We start from the raw sequence: 17452 nt of genomic DNA on the forward strand, positions 1-17452 counted from the left end.
GGTTCATAGACCTGAGAACGGCTTTTTTCACAAACTTAATAAAAAGGGGATCGCCATATCTGCAATGCGTCGATGCCCTAACTCATTCGGATGTAAGCCATCTGAGGTAAAGCTGGGCAGTGTCAGCTTATTAAGTCCGCTTTGTTCATAGAGATTTAGAACAGGGAGAGCGTACAAACGACTAATATGTTTAATGGCTTCGACATAATCGGATAAACGGTGCCCGGCAGCGTTGATGTAGAAGATGTCATAGCCATCTTTATCCCGCTGCAGCGGTGTCCACAAGCTTAGGCGGCAGCGTGGATTTTTCGTCAAAATATCTTCGATAAGGGTTGTATAAGCTCCGTAAAATGTATAAATATCGGTCATACCGATGTCGCCAATAGGTTTATCCAAGCGAAAATCATTCACTCCCGCGAAGACGGTGACGCAATCCAAGGAAGCATCAATCGTTTTACCTATATGCGTCGTGGCTCCGTAGTCGCGGTCGCCTCCCGCAGTCATCGAACAGCCGCTTTTCCCATAATTGATGACGCTCCTCAAGCCTAGAGCAGACTGAATGAGAGGCTGATATCCTCCTGCTTCTGTAATGCTGTCACCGAGTGTTCCCCAGGTTTTCCCTACCCATTTACTTTGCATGTCGTAAACACTCCCTACACTAACATTCTTCATCAAATGTAACCGCGCCTACGGCAACGGTTTGATTCTCATCGGCTTTACCCGGCCGTTCACCAAGCCATGCACCCTGCGCAATTAGCTTGTTCTGCAGTTCTAAGATCGGAACCTCGCGGAAACCTAGGCCGGCGAAGCTTGCTATGGCTGCAGCGACACCTGCTGCTTCTCCCATGGCAAAGCAGTTTGGCATAACGCGAAGCGAGCCTTGCACTGGGCGATCGGACGAGACGGATCTTCCGGCTACGATTAAATTCGACTTGCCTTGCGGGAGCATGCAGCGATAAGGTACGCCATGAGATTTGCCTTTTGGCAGATGTTTAATTGTCATCGTGCTGTTGGCGTTCGCTAAATGGATATCGATAAAGTAAGAATTGCGTGCAATATCGTCTTCGAATGTCCGCATCGACATGAAGTCCTCGACGACTAACGTATAGTCCCCCTGAATTCGGCGAGTTTCGCGTATGCCGATCTGGTCGCCGGAATGAACGAGGAAGATATGCTCAAAGCCAGGCACATATTTGCGCAAAAATCGTATCTGCGTCTCGATTAGCTTCCGGCCCTCGATCGCGGCACGGGTCAAATCCTCAGCTTTCGTGCCGTCAATGTCGAAGATATGACCAAAATTAAAGCCGACGATTGAATCGGAAATCCAAGCCATGCCTGATATCCGCTTGCGTCCCTCCGGGAGGTCGCCGTTTCGCTGCGCTTCAATGACGATGTTCTCCAGTTGACGATGCGCTCCTGTCTCCTGAAGGAACTGCTCATAGCGTGCCTTGTCAGCACCGGTAACCACATAGCACATGGTACCAGGCTGCAGTTCCCCTTGCTCTCCTCCAACCTGAAAAGGAACGCCTGCAAGCGCAGCAAGATCCGCATCTCCGGAAGCATCGATGTATAGTTTGGCTTGGACGACGGATCTTCCGGATTTATTGCTGATGACTAGCCCAGATATCCGATCGCCATCCAGCAGTACCTGATCCGCTACCGTATGAAACAGCACCTTCGCTCCGCTTGACTGTACTTCTGCGTCATATACGCGCTTAAGCGTTTCCACATCGATGGGAACCCAGTCCAACTGTTCCTTATAACGTCGCATAAAGTCATCACCGGCAGCGTGTTTCATCTTCTCGAGCAGATCAAGCCCGATGCCGCGAATGACCGGCTTCTCTCCATCGGTATAAGGGCAGAAGGCAGGAACTAGAGCCGCTGTCCCCATCCCGCCCAAGTAGCCTCTTTGCTCAATTAATAACGTGTTAGCGCCATTGCGGGCTGCGGCAATAGCTGCTGCAATGCCGGATGCGCCGCCTCCAACGACAACCACGTCCGGGGTATAGCTAACAGGTAGGTTTTGCGATGGGATCGTAACGGTTTGCATGTTCAATTTCGTCATGTGGATGCTCCTCCTAAAGTTTTGCTCCAGCAAAACTGGATTTGTAATCATTTGGATTTGTAATCATTTGCTTTTGTATTCTTTTGCATTTGAACTCATTTGCTAAAGCTCAGTGTTGAGTATCATTGCTTTCATTATAGGTTGCTGTCATGGAGGAACTAGTTTAATTTTAGTTTAATCAAAAAAGAGGACGTGATATGATAACTAAACGAATAACATATCCGGAATACTATATATCGAGGTGCAGCCCAATATGCCTACCCGCAAGCAGGTTACTTTAAAAACGATTGCCAAGGAGCTTGGGTTAACTGTACAGACCGTGTCCAAAGCGCTAAAAGGAAAACCCGGCATGTCGGAAGCTACCAGACAGCTTATTGTCCACACGGCCGAGAAGCTGGGCTATTATACAATGGATCAGATTCGCAGCCTGAGGCTCGATCGCATCGCTCCTTATCCGAATGAACGGAAGCGCTTCCTTTTGGTGCAAACCGCAGAATCAGTAGCCTACAATCGGCTATTGCTTCAAGGACTTCAAGATCGTTTCTTTTCCTTCGGCCACCGAATCGAGCTGCTCATGCTGCCGCAAAAGATCAAGAAGGAACATATGAACGATTGGATCGAAGAAAGCGGAATAGCCTATGCGGATGGCATTTTCATCGCTCCAAGCATTGTGCCTAAGGCATGGGAGCCCGCTCTGTTTGGGCTGCAGCTGCCACGAATATTACTAAGCTTTCCTCCTCCAGGAGTGAAAATAGACAGCGTGATCTGGGATGTTTACGAAGCTACGTTTCAAGCGGTAACCTATCTGCGAAGCCTCGGGCATGAGCGAATGATGTACGTGGGAGATATCCATTTACAGCGTGGCTTTATTTTGCGCTGGCAAGCCTTTTGTCACGCGATGAATATGCTCGGTGTCGAGATCGACCCTTCTATGCATTCCATCGGTGAACGGACCAACCAAGCGCAGTGGCGTGAAGAGCTGCTGCAACAACTGGAACACTTTACGCCAAGCGCCATCATTTGTGGAATTGATCATGAAGTTCCGGTTGTACATGAGTTATGTAACGAGCTTCAGTGGCGAGTGCCTGAGGACGTGTCCTTGGTCGGATTTCTGAATGAACAATCAGAATCTCTGCCATCGTTCACAAGGCCGCTCCTTTCGATCCGAGAGACCGGTTATCGTGCTGCCGATCGGATGCTGTGGCGTATTGCCAATCCTACGCTGCCGTTTGAACACATTCGTATTCAAGGTGATTTTTTTGTCGGGAGTACAACATCAGCGCCTGCAAATGGCCGTATTTTTTCTAAATTCAAGTAAATATAGAACCAGAAATCATAAGATTCTCATATGTCCTTGGCTTTCTTGCAAGATATAATAAGATGATCTGCAGCTAAAGGGAGGCCGACACGAGATGTATAAATTAGTCATTGTGGACGACGAGCCGACAGTTCGTTTTGGGCTAAGGACCTATTTTGACTGGAATGCTTATGGGATTGAAGTTGTGGGTGATGCGGATGACGGTGACGTTGCGTTGGAGCTTATTGAGCGAGTAAAGCCGGATTTAGTATTAACGGATGTACGTATGCCCAATATGGATGGCATTCAGATGTCGAATAGACTCAGCGAGCGATTTCCTCATATCAAAATTGTTTTTGTGAGCGGCCATGATGATGCCGAATATTTGAAATCCGCGCTTCAAGTCAAAGCGGTCGATTATATGTTTAAGCCCGTCAATTTAGGGGAATTGAGCGTGGTAGTTGAACGCTTGGTTCGTGCCTTGCAGACGGAGAAGCAGGAACGAAAACTGATTGAGGACATGCAGGTCAAGCTCATTCAGAGCATGCCTTTGCTGCGGGAGAAATTTCTCATGTCATTAATTAGGGAAGGGATCACTTTTCCTGCACGAATACAGGATCGCATAGAGTTCCTTGGGCTTAATCTTCCGCTTGAGGCAACATACTGGGTGATCGCGATTCGCATAGATGATGCGTCTGAAGTTGCACAGAATCGTTCCGAGAGGGATCAGCAGTTGCTATCCTACTCTGTAATTAATATCGTACAAGAGCTTATTGAGAAAGAGATTGGTGGATATGTTTTTGAAAATCAAACAGGCGAATTCGTAGGCATTCTTCGGCTGGTGGAGCAGGAAGATCAGGAAAATCTGCTGTTTACATTAGCCGAGGAAGTTCGCGAAAGTCTCTACAACTATTTGAAAATTAGTGTCACCATCGGCGTGGGCGAACGAATATCAAGGCTTGCCAGCTTACCGCAGTCTTATTCGCAAGCAAGAGAAGCCGCAGATCAAAGATGGTATCTCGGTAAGAACCAGGTTATCTCCATGGATAATTTGGAACAAGGTAAGGATAGCATGTACCGCTTCGATCCAGCGCAGAATGAGAGATTGATCTCTTCTCTGAAAGCAGCGGAAGCTGGCAAGGTGCAAGAGGAGCTAAACGTTATTTATAGCGCTCTTTCCCGCAGTCGTGCAGAAGGCATGCAGTATGGGCGCAACTTAAGCTTGCAGCTGCTGCTGCTTGCAAGTCGAATTTTGCTGGAGCTAAATGTTCACAGACAGGGGCTGGAGGAGAAAGAGAACGAGCTTCTGGCTGAGGTTTTTCAGCAAGAAACGTTAGATGATTTAAGACAGCTTGTGGAGTCTCATCTCATTGAGGTGTGTGAGCGAATCGGTGAGAAACGCAGCGGCAAAGCCAAAAATGTCATTGAACGTATTCGCTCTCTAATCGATAAACGATACGCGGAAAACCTGCAGGTGGGGGACATTGCGAAGGAAGTATTCTTATCTACAACCTATCTTTGCCTGCTATTCAAGCAGGAGACGGGCGAAACCATCAACGAATATATGACAAAAGTTCGGGTAGACAAAGCGAAGGAGCTCTTGAAAGATCCAGCCAACAAATTTTATGAGGTCTGCTATGCCGTTGGTTACTCGGATCCTAGCTATTTCAGCAAAATATTTAAGAAACACACGGGACATACGCCGAGCTCATTTCGTGATCATTTCATGTAAAGACCGTAGAGGGGAATGAAGCATCTCATGAGTAGAGGTTGGAACTACGTATCGATGATCTTCAAGGGCGTTGTTGCAGCAAGGGTATGGCTGGTCGCTTACATTGTGTTGATCCTGATTCCTGCTTCTGTATTACTGTATGCTTACTCGCAGAGGTACTCCCGCATTTTGGAAGAAGAAGTAACGCGAACGATGCTTCAAACGCTGAAACAGGCAGAAATCAATTTGAATCACCAATTCGATTCCGCACGTGATATTTCGAATACGATTCTTATGAATCCTAAGCTGCATCAGTATTTAAGCAACGCAACATCGGATAGCGATCAACTCGATGCTATGAAGGAACTGCGCATTTTAGTTGATAATGCCCAAACGAATCCGATTGTGTTCCGCGTTCGATTGTATGTCGACGACTCCAAGCTTTTTTCCCATGAGAGAGTGAATTTCTTTCCGTTGGAAAGCATCAAAAACCGTCCTTGGTACACAGATGTAGTGAGCGCCAGGGGCAATCTCGTGTGGACGGGAGCTTACTTGGAAAACTTTCTAGATGATACACAGAGCGCCCGCTATATTTTCTCGGGTATAAGAGTACTATGGGATCCTGATGATTACGATCATATGTCAGGCGTTTTATCTATTGAAGTCGCTGCTAAGACTATAGAAAATATCCTATCCAATATCGAGTTGAACAAAGAGCAAAATGTATTCATGGTCGCACCGGATGGCACCGTCGTCTTGCACAAAGACAAATCTTTGCTAGGAACGAAGCTGAAATCCAGCGCCGTGCTTAGCGCTATAGAACAAAAGAATGAAGGCGTTTCTCCGATCATTGAAGACAACACTCAGCAATATGTCGTCTATACGAAGATTGGCTCCACAGGCTGGAAGCTGGTTGCGGAAGTACCTAAGAATGTGATTAGCTCGCGTGCCGCTTCATTGAATCAATTTGCCAGTGTCGCTACCTTGTCGGGAATTACGATTCTATTCCTTATTCTAGTTTTTTTACTCCTTGCTTTTATCATGCGGGGGATGAATCGCAGAGTGCAGACGGTGATAAGAGTTATTAAACGAGAAGGCATGGAGGGGCTCGATGAACGGAGCGGAGCATCTGAAGGAGACTTCTATTTACTCGAAAAAAGCGTAGACCATCTGATTCATAGGGTCCGAGATTTAATGGAAGAGACTTATAAATCGAAGGTGCAGGAGCGGGAAGCGCAGCTTCGGGCTTTGCAAGCGCAGATTAATCCTCATTTCTTGTACAATACTTTGGATACGATCAACTGGATTGCTATTGGACATAACGCTCACGATATTAGCCAGATGATCGATGGTTTGGCCAAATATTTCAGGCTTAGCTTAAACAAGGGAAGAGATTTGGTCAGTGTGACCGATGAGCTTAATTTAGCCAAGGTTTACTTGGAGATTCAACAAACCCGATTTCCGAAGAGCTTTGAGGTTCACTTTGACATCGAAGAAGGCCTGGATGATATTGAAATGCCGAAACTGACACTGCAGCCAATTGTGGAAAATGCCCTTTTGCATGGGATAAGAAAATCAAAGGGCAAGACCGGGTCTATTTTGATCAAGGCTAGACAAGAAGAGGGGGTTCTAATCTTATCTGTCACTGACGATGGCATCGGCATGGAGCCAGAGCTTATGCAAAGTCTGCTGACAGAGCCGCGTCCCACCATGAAATCAGACGGTTCCGGAAGCTCGTATGGTTTGTACAATGTGAATGAAAGGATCAAGCTGTTCGCAGGAGTTGCCTATGGACTGGAGCTTCACTCCACGCTTGGAGAGGGGACAACCGTTACGGTTCGAATGATATATAAACAGCCACCAGATAAGCCGCCTCTATAAGAAAGAGGTCGGCTTTTTGTTTGCTTAAATACCATAAGATTGCACCAGAAACAGAAATATTACCATCTACAAGTCGTTTCAGGGCACCTATATAATTAACCTATAAGAACACGGAGGTGAGCCATTCATGAGTGTTACGCTAACAGAGCTTGAACAAAAAAAAGCTCACGCCAAGCCCAAAACAAAAGGTAGTGGCCGTTGGAAGCTAATTCTAACCAATTATGATTTATACCTATTATTAGTGCCGGGATTAGTCGTTCTGTTTTTATTCAAATATGCGCCTATGTACGGGATTATTATCGCTTTTCAAGACTTCAACATTTTTGATGGTTTTGCTGGAAGTAAATGGGTGGGTCTGGATCAATTTGAGAAGCTCATACATTCCGAAGAGTTTTATCTGGTTTTCATGAATACCTTGTTGATCAGCGTTTACAAGCTTGTGCTTCTTTTTCCGATACCGATCATCATCGCGCTTTTCTTGAATGAGGTTCGGAAGGCCTTTTTCAAGAAGACGATTCAAACCATTATATTTCTCCCGCATTTTCTATCATGGGTGATCATTTCTGGATTGTTTATTAATATCCTGTCCCCATCAGGCGGTCTAGTGAACAATATGATTCAGTGGTTTGGAGGGACGCCGATATCCTTCTTTCTGGACAACCAGTACTTCCGAAGCGTAGTGGTATTTACAGCAGGTTGGAAGGAATCAGGCTGGAATGCCATTATATTTATCGCAGCCATTGCAGGCATCGAGCAGGAACAATATGAAGCAGCTTCCATTGACGGTGCAGGACGCATTAGACAAATGCTCCACATTACATTGCCAGGTATTTTGCCAACGATCATTCTCATCTTAATTTTACGCATGGGATACTTGCTTGAAGCAGGAACGGAGCAGATTCTGACCATGTACAACTCTGTCGTGTATCAATCGGGTGATGTGATTGGTACTTTCGTTTATCGGCAGGGGCTCGGTCAACAGGATTATAGCTTTAGTACAGCAGTCGGGTTGTTCAACTCTGTCGTTGGGTTCATCCTAATTATTGCTGGTAATGAACTCAGCAAAAAGCTGATCAAGCGAAGCATATGGTAGGGGGCTGGAAACATGCATAAAAAAACGCTTAGTGATTGGTCCTTAGACATCTGTATTTATCTTGTTTTACTACTTTCCGGCTTAGCTACTTTGCTGCCACTAGCCAATATTTTATCCAAAGCAATAAGTGAGGAATCGGCAGTGATATCCGGTAAAGTAGGGGTTTTTCCAGTCGGCTTCCAGCTAGATACGATGAAATATGTGGTATCCTCCAGTCAGTTTCTCCACTCAATAGGGGTTTCTCTACTGATAACGGTTGTAGGTACAGTGCTTGCGATTCTGGTAACAGCAGTAACGGCTTATCCATTGTCCAAAAGGCATCTTCCAGGCATTTCGATGATTATGCTGCTGTTTATTTTCACGATGATGTTTAATGGCGGTATTATTCCCAATTACTTGCTAATGAAACAGCTCCACTTAATTAATAGCTTATGGTCGCTGATGCTGCCTGCTCTCATTAGTGTGTTCAATATGCTGGTTATCAAAAGTTATTATGAATCCTTGCCTGAGGCTCTTGAAGAATCCGCCAAAATGGATGGCGCTCGTAACTTTACGATTCTTTTTCGCATCATTCTTCCTTTAAGCGTACCAGTTATCGCAACGATTGCTCTTTTCTATGCGGTCTACTTCTGGAATGACTATTTCCACCCTATGCTCTACATTAATGACGCAAGCCTTAAGCCATTGCAGTTGTACTTGCGTGATATTGTCCTGGATGCAGATAGCTCAAGTGCCGTAACCAAAAGTGTTGACGATATGATGAACGCATCTCCGGAAGGTATTCGAGCTGCAACCGTCATCGCTTCGATCATACCGATGCTGCTTGTGTATCCCTATTTGCAAAAGCATTTTGTCAAAGGTGTGCTCATCGGTTCTGTAAAAGGGTAAATTTGCATTAAAACCCTTGATACTAGCATCAAGGGTTTAATGATATATTAAATATAATTATTAGGGAGGTTCACACATGTTAAAAAAACACAAAAAAATGATGCTGCTAACGCTCGCAGCAAGCTTATCTGTAACTTCTCTTGTCGCTTGCTCTTCGAAAAATACAGACTCAGGAAGCAAAGCAACTCCAAGCAGCACCTCCTCAGCAGCTCCAGCATCAGCTGGACCAAAACCGGAGTTAAAATCGCTTCAAGTCTGGCAGCAGGAAGATTACAACACATATCCCGTAGCTAAATTCCTTGAAGAAAAGACCGGCTACAAAGTCAAATACGATATGATGCCACAGGACAAGCCTCAAGACAAGCTGAACATCTTGATTGCTTCCGGCGAACCTTATGATGCTATTACTACTAATGGAACCGCAGACTTCAAAGCGCTATATGCAGATTATGCGAAAAAAGGAGCTTTAACGGACTTAGGGCCGTTAATCGACAAATATGGACCGAATATTAAAGCGGCAATTGATCCTAACGCCCTGGAAGCTGCAAAAGTAGATGGTAAACTATATGCAATCCCAACCAAAACGCTTCCCTCTGCAGGCGAAAGCTTGTACATCAGGCAAGATTGGCTTGATAAAGTAGGTATGAAAGCGCCTACTACATTGGATGAGCTCGTTGCCGTTCTGAAGGCCTTCAAAGAGAAAGACCCTGGCGGAAACGGAGACAAGAATATTCCGTTAACGATAAGAGGCGAAGCGATGTTCATTAATAACATCGTCGGTGCTTTTGGCATATCGACCTTTTGGAATGATGTGAATGGCAAGTTAACACCGCGAGTTCTAGACCCTGCTTACAAAGATTATGTGACCTTTGCCTCTGATCTCTTTAAACAAGGCTTGCTCGACAAAGAGTTTGCCGCTAATAAAGATGCTACCGCTAAAGAGAAATTCACAAGCGGAAGAGCAGGCATGATTATGCTTCACTGGGCTGACGTACCTGTCATTGCTGATGCGTTGGCTAAAAATATCCCTACTGCGAAAGCTAACTTTATTCCAGCGCTAAAAGGTAAAGATGGAAAAGCCGGTTTAACCGCTCCATCAGGCTTTGACCGTATCACTTTTATACCTAAAGCTTCCAAGCATCCTGAAGATGCGATCAAGTGGATGAACGCTAAGCTTGAAAAAGAAACATTCAAGACCATGGCGATTGGCGAAGAAAATAAGCATTATACCTTCAAGGATGGCGCATATACGCCGATTCAACCGATCTTCACTGATGAGCGCAATAGAGCGAACAACTTCTTGATGGGTACGGACGACACAAACTATCCGACTTACTGGCAGGCACGTGTTCGTAAGGATATGCGTTTGTTCGATGCTTGGAACTTCATGAACACGATTGAACCGGCGAATACTAGAATCAAAGATCCACTAGGCTTCGCACCTTACTTGCCTGAGTTCTCTAAAAACTTCCAACAATTGAACACAATGGTGGGAGACTATACGACGAAGCTCATTTTCGGAGCTGAACCATTAAGCGGTTTGGATGCATTCATAGCTAAATTTAAATCATCTGGCGGAGATGTAAGCTTCAAAGAAGTCAACGATTGGTATGCAACTGCAAAGAAATAAGTATAAAATTCATTTAACTTAATCAGTTTGATTAGGGGCTGTCCCAAATGTAAACAAAAAAATGAGGTGGCAAGGTTATTCTTGCCATCTCATTTTTTTTGTTTTAGTTTCTGTCGATTGCAAGGCAAAAGTCCCCCGACCTCTGGTTAGAGGAACGTCGATCCGTTATTTTGGAAAATCTGCACTAGAAATCGAATGAGAGGAACGAGAGGGCGTTATTTGATCAAAATAAACGATGCGGACGCAAAAAACATTGAAATAACGCCTCGTCGTTCCTCTTCCTCATGAATCTGGGTGTTATTCGTCCAAATAGCTTCTACGTTCCCTCAGCAAATTCTGGTTACCATCGTATAGGTAAAGGAAAGGGTAGAGTGGCATAACATCCGAATTTGGAAAAAAGGAGATGTAGACCCAGTTAAGAAGTAGTGCTAAGTTTAAAATAACGCCAACTCAACTATTGTCATTTACGTGAGGAGATAACTTCCATGAATACAGCGATCCGCCGCATGCAATCCTTGTTTTTCTACCCAAAAAGAAACCTCCGCGCGAAGCTGTTTCTGTTTTTTCTAATTGTCGCCATTATTCCGCTCAACATTCTCGGTTACTTGTCGTACGCCAAATCGTCGCAAATCGTGCAAGCGCAAATCGGTCAGTACGGGCAGTCCGCCGTCAATCAGCTGCAAGCACAGCTCGACACGTACGCCAGCCAAATGCAAATGACCTCGCGCTATATTTATTCCTATTTGCTCGATCCGCTCAACAACACCCTCCATGAAGAGGAGCCGAGCAGCTACGCGAGCTTTCTCGATCAAAAAAACTTCGAGCGGTTCCTCGATGCGCATAAAACGATGGAATCGACGGGCATCTATCTCATCACGCAGTCAGGCTATTACTACGGCTCTCCGCAAATTAATGTCGATCGGCTTCGTCAGTCAGACTGGTGGAAAGCGATTCCTAGCGGGCTGCACGGCGAATATTGGACGGGCTTCCACACGCCGGATTATTACATCGCCCGTAATTTGAATTTACCGGATCAGGTCATGGGATTCGTCTTTCCGCTAAGCAGTCAGTATGGGACGTTCACGAACGGATTTATTTTCATCGAGGTTGATGCAACGAAAGTGCTCGAGTCGTTTCGGATGCTGGAAGGGGAGCTGCATTCGTTCGTATCCATCCGTGATGCGTCCGGAAGAGCAATCTACGATACTCCGCAAGCGGCAATGTCCAAAGCCGATGATCTTGTCTGGACGAAAACGCTCGAATCGAATAAATGGACGGTGGAAGTCCGAACGCCCTATGAGCAGGTGTATCGCTCCGTTAATGTTATTCAGCCGCTGACGGCGGCTGTTATAGCGGGAACACTTTTACTGGCGCTTATCGTATCGTTTCTATTTTCCTCGCAAATTACGAAGCGGATCAAGCGGCTCAAAAACAAAATGGAGCTCGTCGGCATCGGTAAGCTGCATTCGCGAATCGATCTCGGATCCGAAGATGAGCTCGGAAGGCTAGGTAATAGTTTCAACAGCATGGTCGAGCAAATTCAAACGCTTATTCAAGAGGTAACGAAGAAAGAACAGCTGAAGAAGGAAGCCGAGCTGCGAGCGTTTCATTACCAAATCAATCCCCACTTGCTTTTAAACACGTTGAATTCGATCCAATGGCAGGCAAAGCTCAAAGGGGACGATGAAATCAGACAAACGATTTATCATCTGACGAAGGTGCTGGAAGGCAGTCTCATTACGACTCAGGAGCTAGTTCCTCTGCATAAGGAGCTGCGTACGGTCGAGCATTATTTGAAAATACAAGAGGTGCGCTACGGAGGCGCGTTCGAATTTCAATCAAGGGTCGAAGAGGAACTGAACCATTATTTGATACCGCGCATGACACTGCAGCCCTTGCTCGAAAACTGTTTTTTTCATGGATTTGAGGATGGAGAGGGTATCATCAAGTTAACGGTCGCCAAACATAAAGGCGAGCTGATGCTCGTTCTTGCCGATAATGGTGAAGGGATACCGGAAAAACGATTGGCAACACTGCTTAACGAACAGATGCCGAGGTCGGGTCGGGGAGGACTAGGCTGTTTCAACGTGGATCAGAAGTTTAAGCTGCATTTTGGTGAGCAATATGGCATGAAGATCGAGTCGCAGGAAGGGAATGGAACGACGATTACGATTCGTTGGCCAATGAAGGAAGAAATCCGGGAAACCCCATAAACCGCTTTCAAACAAATTGCCAGATGGTTCGGACAAAATGGCACATGGCCTTGAAAAGTTCGAATAAGTTGGCACTACATTCCGAACAAACCGCCATTTTGAAACGCTTACAATCCTCGTATAATGAGAACACAGGCAAGGGACATAAACAGGGGGAATGTAAAGTGAAGAGAAATAAACAACTCACGTTAGCAGCGCTCTGCATGGTGGTTGGGCTGACGACCGTGCTTTCCGGCTGTAGCAGCTCGAAGCAGCAAGATGAAGTCGGCGGATCCGGCGAAAAGACGAAAGTTGTCGTCTGGATTTGGGAAGATGCCAAGAACGTGATCGATTTGAACATGCCTGCCTTCAAGCAAAAGTACCCGAATATCGATGTCGATCTGCATGTACTGGCTCAGGCAGATGTTTATCAGAACTTCTTGATCGCAGCGAGCTCCGGCGACGCCGTTCCGGACGTTGTGAATTTGGAAACGCTGCGTTTGTCACAAATGGTGCAAACGGGCGGACTGCTCGATATCAGCAGCAAAGTAGCGCCTTATAAGGATAAAATGAACGCCTACAAGTGGGCGGATGCGACGAAAGACGATAAAGTTTACGCGATGCCATGGGATAGCGGACCGGTTGTCATGTTCTATCGCAACGATATGTTCAAGAAGGCGGGACTGCCGTCCGATCCGAAGGAAGTCGCGTCGCAATTGCAGACGTGGGACGACTACATGCGGTTTGCCAAACAGCTGAAGGAAAAAACGGGCTATGCGATGATGGCCGATTCCAAGACGAAGACCGACGCGACGTTCTTTGGCCAAATGCTGTGGCAGCACGGACTCTGGTATTTCGGACAAGATGGTTCGGTACAGCTCGACAATCCGGAAGTCATCAAGATGGGGCAATACTTCGTCGATATGGTTAAACAAGGGTACGTGTATGAAGCGAAACCGTGGAGCGATGCTTGGTACAACTCGTTTAAGGAAAACAAATTCGCCACGGTCGTAGGCGCTTCCTGGTACGACGCTCTGCTTCCGACGCAGATCGATCCGGAGGGCAAAGGCAATTGGTCGGTCGCTCCGATGCCGAAATGGTCGAAGGACGACAAATACGCAAGCGCCATCGATGGCGGCTCGAACTTAGCCATCAACAAAAACTCCAAGCACCCGGAAGAAGCCTGGAAGTTTATCGAATTTATGCTCGGGAGTTCGGACTCTCAGCTGAAAATGATGAAGGAAGGCGGACTGTTCCCTTCGCTTGAAACAACGTATAGCGATCCTATTTTCCAGGAAAAAGTACCGTATTTCAACAATCAGCCGGTCCGACAGCTTTATGTAGACGCGGTGAAAAAGGTTGCGCCGATCGTATACACAAAAGATTATCCGCTAGCCAATGAAATGGTTATCAACGCCTTTGCTGAAATATTCCTCGACAACAAATCGGTGGAAAGCGTCTTCCAGAAAACGGCCACGCAGCTTAGGCAAAAAACAGGCCGCAAGTAATTCGGCGGCAGCATATAAGCATATCGCAAAAAAACGTAGAAGCAGAAGCCTTCGCTCCGTGAAAGACATCATGACATACGACAAATAAACGGAGACGAAGGCTCTTTGCTATACGCAGAAAACGCTTTCAAATAAATGCTTGCGAAGTCATTGTTGCTGCGCAATGCAAAACGCTTAGGAGGAGGCTCGATGCAGAGTCCGTATTGGAAATGGCAATTAAAAACCGCGCCATACGCGTTCGTCGCTCCGTTCGTGGTCAGCTTTTTGCTATTTACACTATCGCCTTTTGTGTATTCGATTTACTTGAGCTTTACGAAATGGCACGGCCAAGCAGAGAAGGAATTCGTGGGCTGGACCAATTATACCAAAGTGCTGCAAAGCGGCGATTTTTGGTATTCCATATTTAACAGTTTGATCATTTTCATGCTTTACGTCCCGATCATGCTGCTGCTTGCGCTCGTTTTTGCCGTATGTCTCAGCAGCGGCTTGATGAAAGCAAAAGGCTTTTTTCGCACTGTCTTTTTCATTCCGAATATTACTTCAGTCGTCGCCATATCGTTTGTCTTCCTGCTTATTTTTAACACGAGCAATGGTGTGCTTAACCAGCTACTGCTATCGGCTGGACTGATCCATTCACCGATTCCATTTCTGGAGACGCCGGGGTGGGCGCGGATTTCGGTCGCTTTGCTCGTTATTTACCGCTGGACGGGGTACAACATGATTCTACTGCTTGGCGGCTTGCAAAATATCCCGAAATCACTTTATGAATCGGCGAAGGTGGATGGAGCGAATGCGCTGCAATCGTTCATCTACTTGACAGTGCCAATGATGAGAAAGCTGCTCGCCTTCTGTACCGTTCTTTCAACACTGGGGACGTTCTCACTGTTTACGGAGCCGTTCATCTTAACGAACGGAGGACCGGCCAAAGCGACAACGACACCCGTCGTGTTGATTTACAAGGAAAGCTTCCAAAATTTGAATTTTGGATACGCATCTACATTAGCGATGTTTTTCTTTATTCTAATGTTAATTATTTCAGTGGTTCAGCTCAGGTTGTTCCGCGATAACGATTAAGAGGGGAGGGTGCATGATATGAACAAAAGGCAAACGGCCCTCTCTGGTCTCTTGTTTGTGTTGTTTCTAGCGATAGCGGCTCTGTTTTTATTTCCGTTTGTATGGATGCTCAGCTCGTCGCTCAAGGCGAGGAGCGATATTTTCGTGACACCCCCGGTGTGGATTCCTAGTGTCCTGCACTGGGAAAACTACACGCAACTTTTTACGGAGAAACATTTTGGAAATGTCATCCTGAACAGCTTGTTTACAGCAACGACAGGAACGGCGGGCGCGCTCTTGTTTTGTTCGCTAGCGGGATTCGCCTTTGCCAAATACAAGTTTCGTGGTAAAGGTCTTTTGTTCGGCCTGGTTCTAGCTTCGCTGATGGTGCCGATGGAGTCGGCAATGATTCCCCTGTTTATGATTTACCGTAAGCTGGGACTAATCGACAGCCTTTGGGGCGTTCTATTGCCCAGACTGACGAGTGCATTCGGTATTTTTTACATGCGGCAGTACTGTGCTTCTATCGAAAACGAGCTGTTGGAAGCAGGCAGGATCGACGGTTGCTCCGAGGTGCGGATGTACTTCCGCCTCATCGTTCCGATCCTTCTGCCTGCGTTCGCGTCGCTTGGCATCATTTTTTTCGTGGAAGAGTGGAACAATTTTCTGTGGCCGACGGTTTTACTGCGCTCGCCTGAGCATTTGACGATCGCCGTTGCGATCCGCTCTTTGGAGGCGGGTGTACGCACCCCGTACAACCTGATCATGGCTGGCTCGGTCATCAGCATTTTGCCAATGCTTGCGATTATTTTCATTTTCCAGAAGCAGCTTATCTCAGGGCTTATGGACGGCTCCGTGAAAGGTTAAAATAGTGTTAGCAATCCGTTTGGACTGTATAGGAGGCGACACTATTGGCAGATAAATCGATTAAGGTGCTTATTGTAGACGACGAACTTATTGTTCGCAAGGGGCTTCGCGCAACAATCCCTTGGGAACGTTTCGATATGGAAGTGGTGGCGGATGCTGCTAACGGCCTGAAAGGTTGGGAAGCGTTCGTGACGTACAAGCCAGATGTGGTCATTACGGATATCGTGATGCCGAAGCTGAATGGGTTGGAGTTGGCGCTGAAGGTAAAGGAAGTCGCTCCGGAGACGAGTGTGCTGCTGCTCAGTTGCCACGAGGACTTTGCTTATGCGAAGCAGGGACTCAAGCTCGGCGCATCTGGTTATGTGCTGAAGACAGACATGGACGAAGAGGAAATGGAGTCATACCTGAGACAGTTTCAGGAACTTTTTCACAAAAGGCAGCGACAGCAGGGTGAACAGTCCGAAGATGCCGCACTGGATGCGAAGGATCAGATCGCCTATATTGGTGCGTGGCTTGGCGGTTTTTATTCTGCCGAGGAGATGGAGAAGCAGCTGCGAAAGTGGCTTGATAGCGACTGGGCCTGGATGAAAACAGGCTGCGAGGTTTATGGGGTTGTCGGCGAATTAGAACGGATGCAGGACGATGAATGGGAACCAGCGCCGGGACAAAGGCACATCCGCATTCCGTGCGGCTCTGAAAAGCAGTTGTTTGTTTGCAAGGAAGATACGCCCGGGGCTCTAGAACTGAAATGGAAGGAAGCGAAAAGTCGGATCGGATCACTTAGCTGGACGCGAAATGGTCCGGTTACCGATTCGCACAGTTGGATGAAGGCTGTAAGCGAGACGTATGCGGATATGCAGTCAAATTCGCTGTACGATCAAGCGGCAGGGAGCTGGCCGGAGCCGATCGCCAAGGCGGTGCAGCTTCTTACGTCAGGGGAATCCGTAACCTGGTCGGTTGCCGAGCTGGCATACCGGGTCGGGCTTAGTCGGAGTCATTTTAGCACGCTTTTCAAAAAGTCGGTAGGTGAAAATTTCATCGACTTTCAAGCCAAATACAAGCTGCAGAAGGCAGATGAGCTGTTACTTAACACCGGGCTTACGGTGAACGATATTTCCGATCAGCTCGGGATGATCGACGCGAATTATTTTAGCAAATGGTTCAAAAGGTGTACAGGTATGACGCCGAGCCAATACCGAGCGAACAAAAAGGCGAATTTGACCGGACAAAAAGGCACCTGAAGGGCGAGAACAAGCTCTTGTGAACG

Annotated in this window: 13 protein-coding genes; 11 read left to right on the plus strand and 2 right to left on the minus strand. The window is 46.7% G+C overall.

The genetic code is table 11. The annotated features are described in order from the left end of the window. Positions 1-27 precede the first annotated feature (27 nt). Together AC58U0_RS31240 and AC58U0_RS31245 are read right to left on the minus strand one after the other, a co-directional pair. A complete protein-coding gene (locus tag AC58U0_RS31240; RefSeq protein ID WP_497382704.1) occupies positions 28-639 on the minus strand; it encodes an SGNH/GDSL hydrolase family protein in 612 nt (203 codons plus the stop codon). 19 nt (positions 640-658) lie between these two features. Continuing rightward, positions 659-2065: an FAD-dependent oxidoreductase gene (locus AC58U0_RS31245; protein WP_497382705.1), complete on the minus strand. Its 1407-nt coding sequence runs from the start codon at positions 2063-2065 to the stop codon at positions 659-661. 253 nt (positions 2066-2318) lie between these two features. On the opposite strand from AC58U0_RS31245, the gene AC58U0_RS31250 reads away from it, so the two are divergent. From AC58U0_RS31250 to AC58U0_RS31300, 11 genes are all read left to right on the plus strand, one after another. After that, entirely contained in the window at positions 2319-3383 is a 1065-nt protein-coding gene (locus AC58U0_RS31250; protein ID WP_497382706.1) for a LacI family DNA-binding transcriptional regulator, read from the plus strand. Between the two features lie 94 nt (positions 3384-3477). Beyond that, positions 3478-5094, plus strand: a complete 1617-nt coding sequence (locus AC58U0_RS31255; RefSeq protein ID WP_497382708.1) for a response regulator — start codon at positions 3478-3480, stop codon at positions 5092-5094. Positions 5095-5121: 27 nt separating this feature from the next. Beyond that, the gene (locus tag AC58U0_RS31260) at positions 5122-6954 is read left to right on the plus strand and encodes a cache domain-containing sensor histidine kinase (protein ID WP_497382709.1); all 1833 of its coding nucleotides are present in this window, start codon (positions 5122-5124) and stop codon (positions 6952-6954) included. 127 nt (positions 6955-7081) lie between these two features. Continuing rightward, positions 7082-8047 carry an ABC transporter permease gene (locus AC58U0_RS31265; protein ID WP_497382710.1) on the plus strand — a complete coding sequence of 322 codons (966 nt, stop codon included), beginning with the start codon at positions 7082-7084 and terminating at the stop codon, positions 8045-8047. A gap of 12 nt (positions 8048-8059) precedes the next feature. Then, a complete protein-coding gene (locus AC58U0_RS31270; RefSeq protein ID WP_497382711.1) occupies positions 8060-8935 on the plus strand; it encodes a carbohydrate ABC transporter permease in 876 nt (291 codons plus the stop codon). A gap of 76 nt (positions 8936-9011) precedes the next feature. Further along, entirely contained in the window at positions 9012-10565 is a 1554-nt protein-coding gene (locus AC58U0_RS31275; RefSeq protein ID WP_497382712.1) for an extracellular solute-binding protein, read from the plus strand. Positions 10566-11050: 485 nt separating this feature from the next. Beyond that, positions 11051-12778, plus strand: coding sequence for a sensor histidine kinase (locus AC58U0_RS31280; RefSeq protein ID WP_497382713.1), 1728 nt, complete (start codon positions 11051-11053; stop codon positions 12776-12778). Between the two features lie 164 nt (positions 12779-12942). Next, positions 12943-14265: an ABC transporter substrate-binding protein gene (locus AC58U0_RS31285; RefSeq protein WP_497382714.1), complete on the plus strand. Its 1323-nt coding sequence runs from the start codon at positions 12943-12945 to the stop codon at positions 14263-14265. Positions 14266-14454: 189 nt separating this feature from the next. Next, entirely contained in the window at positions 14455-15339 is an 885-nt protein-coding gene (locus tag AC58U0_RS31290; RefSeq protein WP_497382715.1) for a carbohydrate ABC transporter permease, read from the plus strand. Positions 15340-15357: 18 nt separating this feature from the next. Continuing rightward, complete coding sequence (locus AC58U0_RS31295; protein ID WP_171645706.1) at positions 15358-16185, plus strand: carbohydrate ABC transporter permease; 828 nt, start codon at positions 15358-15360, stop codon at positions 16183-16185. A 44-nt stretch (positions 16186-16229) separates the two neighbouring features. Then, a complete protein-coding gene (locus tag AC58U0_RS31300; RefSeq protein ID WP_497382716.1) occupies positions 16230-17426 on the plus strand; it encodes a response regulator transcription factor in 1197 nt (398 codons plus the stop codon). Positions 17427-17452: the final 26 nt, after the last annotated feature.

The sequence above is a fragment of the Paenibacillus sp. J31P190 genome (assembly GCF_059692075.1).

What these genes read in the sequence shown, in the direction of transcription:
- AC58U0_RS31260 (WP_497382709.1), top strand. Translation starts at nt 5,122, where the DNA reads ATGAGTAGAGGTTGGAACTACGTATCGATGATCTTCAAGGGCGTTGTT.
- AC58U0_RS31290 (WP_497382715.1), top strand. Translation starts at nt 14,455, where the DNA reads ATGCAGAGTCCGTATTGGAAATGGCAATTAAAAACCGCGCCATACGCG.
- AC58U0_RS31270 (WP_497382711.1), top strand. Translation starts at nt 8,060, where the DNA reads ATGCATAAAAAAACGCTTAGTGATTGGTCCTTAGACATCTGTATTTAT.
- AC58U0_RS31275 (WP_497382712.1), top strand. Translation starts at nt 9,012, where the DNA reads ATGTTAAAAAAACACAAAAAAATGATGCTGCTAACGCTCGCAGCAAGC.
- AC58U0_RS31240 (WP_497382704.1), bottom strand. Translation starts at nt 639, where the DNA reads ATGCAAAGTAAATGGGTAGGGAAAACCTGGGGAACACTCGGTGACAGC.
- AC58U0_RS31295 (WP_171645706.1), top strand. Translation starts at nt 15,358, where the DNA reads ATGAACAAAAGGCAAACGGCCCTCTCTGGTCTCTTGTTTGTGTTGTTT.
- AC58U0_RS31255 (WP_497382708.1), top strand. Translation starts at nt 3,478, where the DNA reads ATGTATAAATTAGTCATTGTGGACGACGAGCCGACAGTTCGTTTTGGG.
- AC58U0_RS31265 (WP_497382710.1), top strand. Translation starts at nt 7,082, where the DNA reads ATGAGTGTTACGCTAACAGAGCTTGAACAAAAAAAAGCTCACGCCAAG.
- AC58U0_RS31250 (WP_497382706.1), top strand. Translation starts at nt 2,319, where the DNA reads ATGCCTACCCGCAAGCAGGTTACTTTAAAAACGATTGCCAAGGAGCTT.
- AC58U0_RS31245 (WP_497382705.1), bottom strand. Translation starts at nt 2,065, where the DNA reads ATGACGAAATTGAACATGCAAACCGTTACGATCCCATCGCAAAACCTA.
- AC58U0_RS31280 (WP_497382713.1), top strand. Translation starts at nt 11,051, where the DNA reads ATGAATACAGCGATCCGCCGCATGCAATCCTTGTTTTTCTACCCAAAA.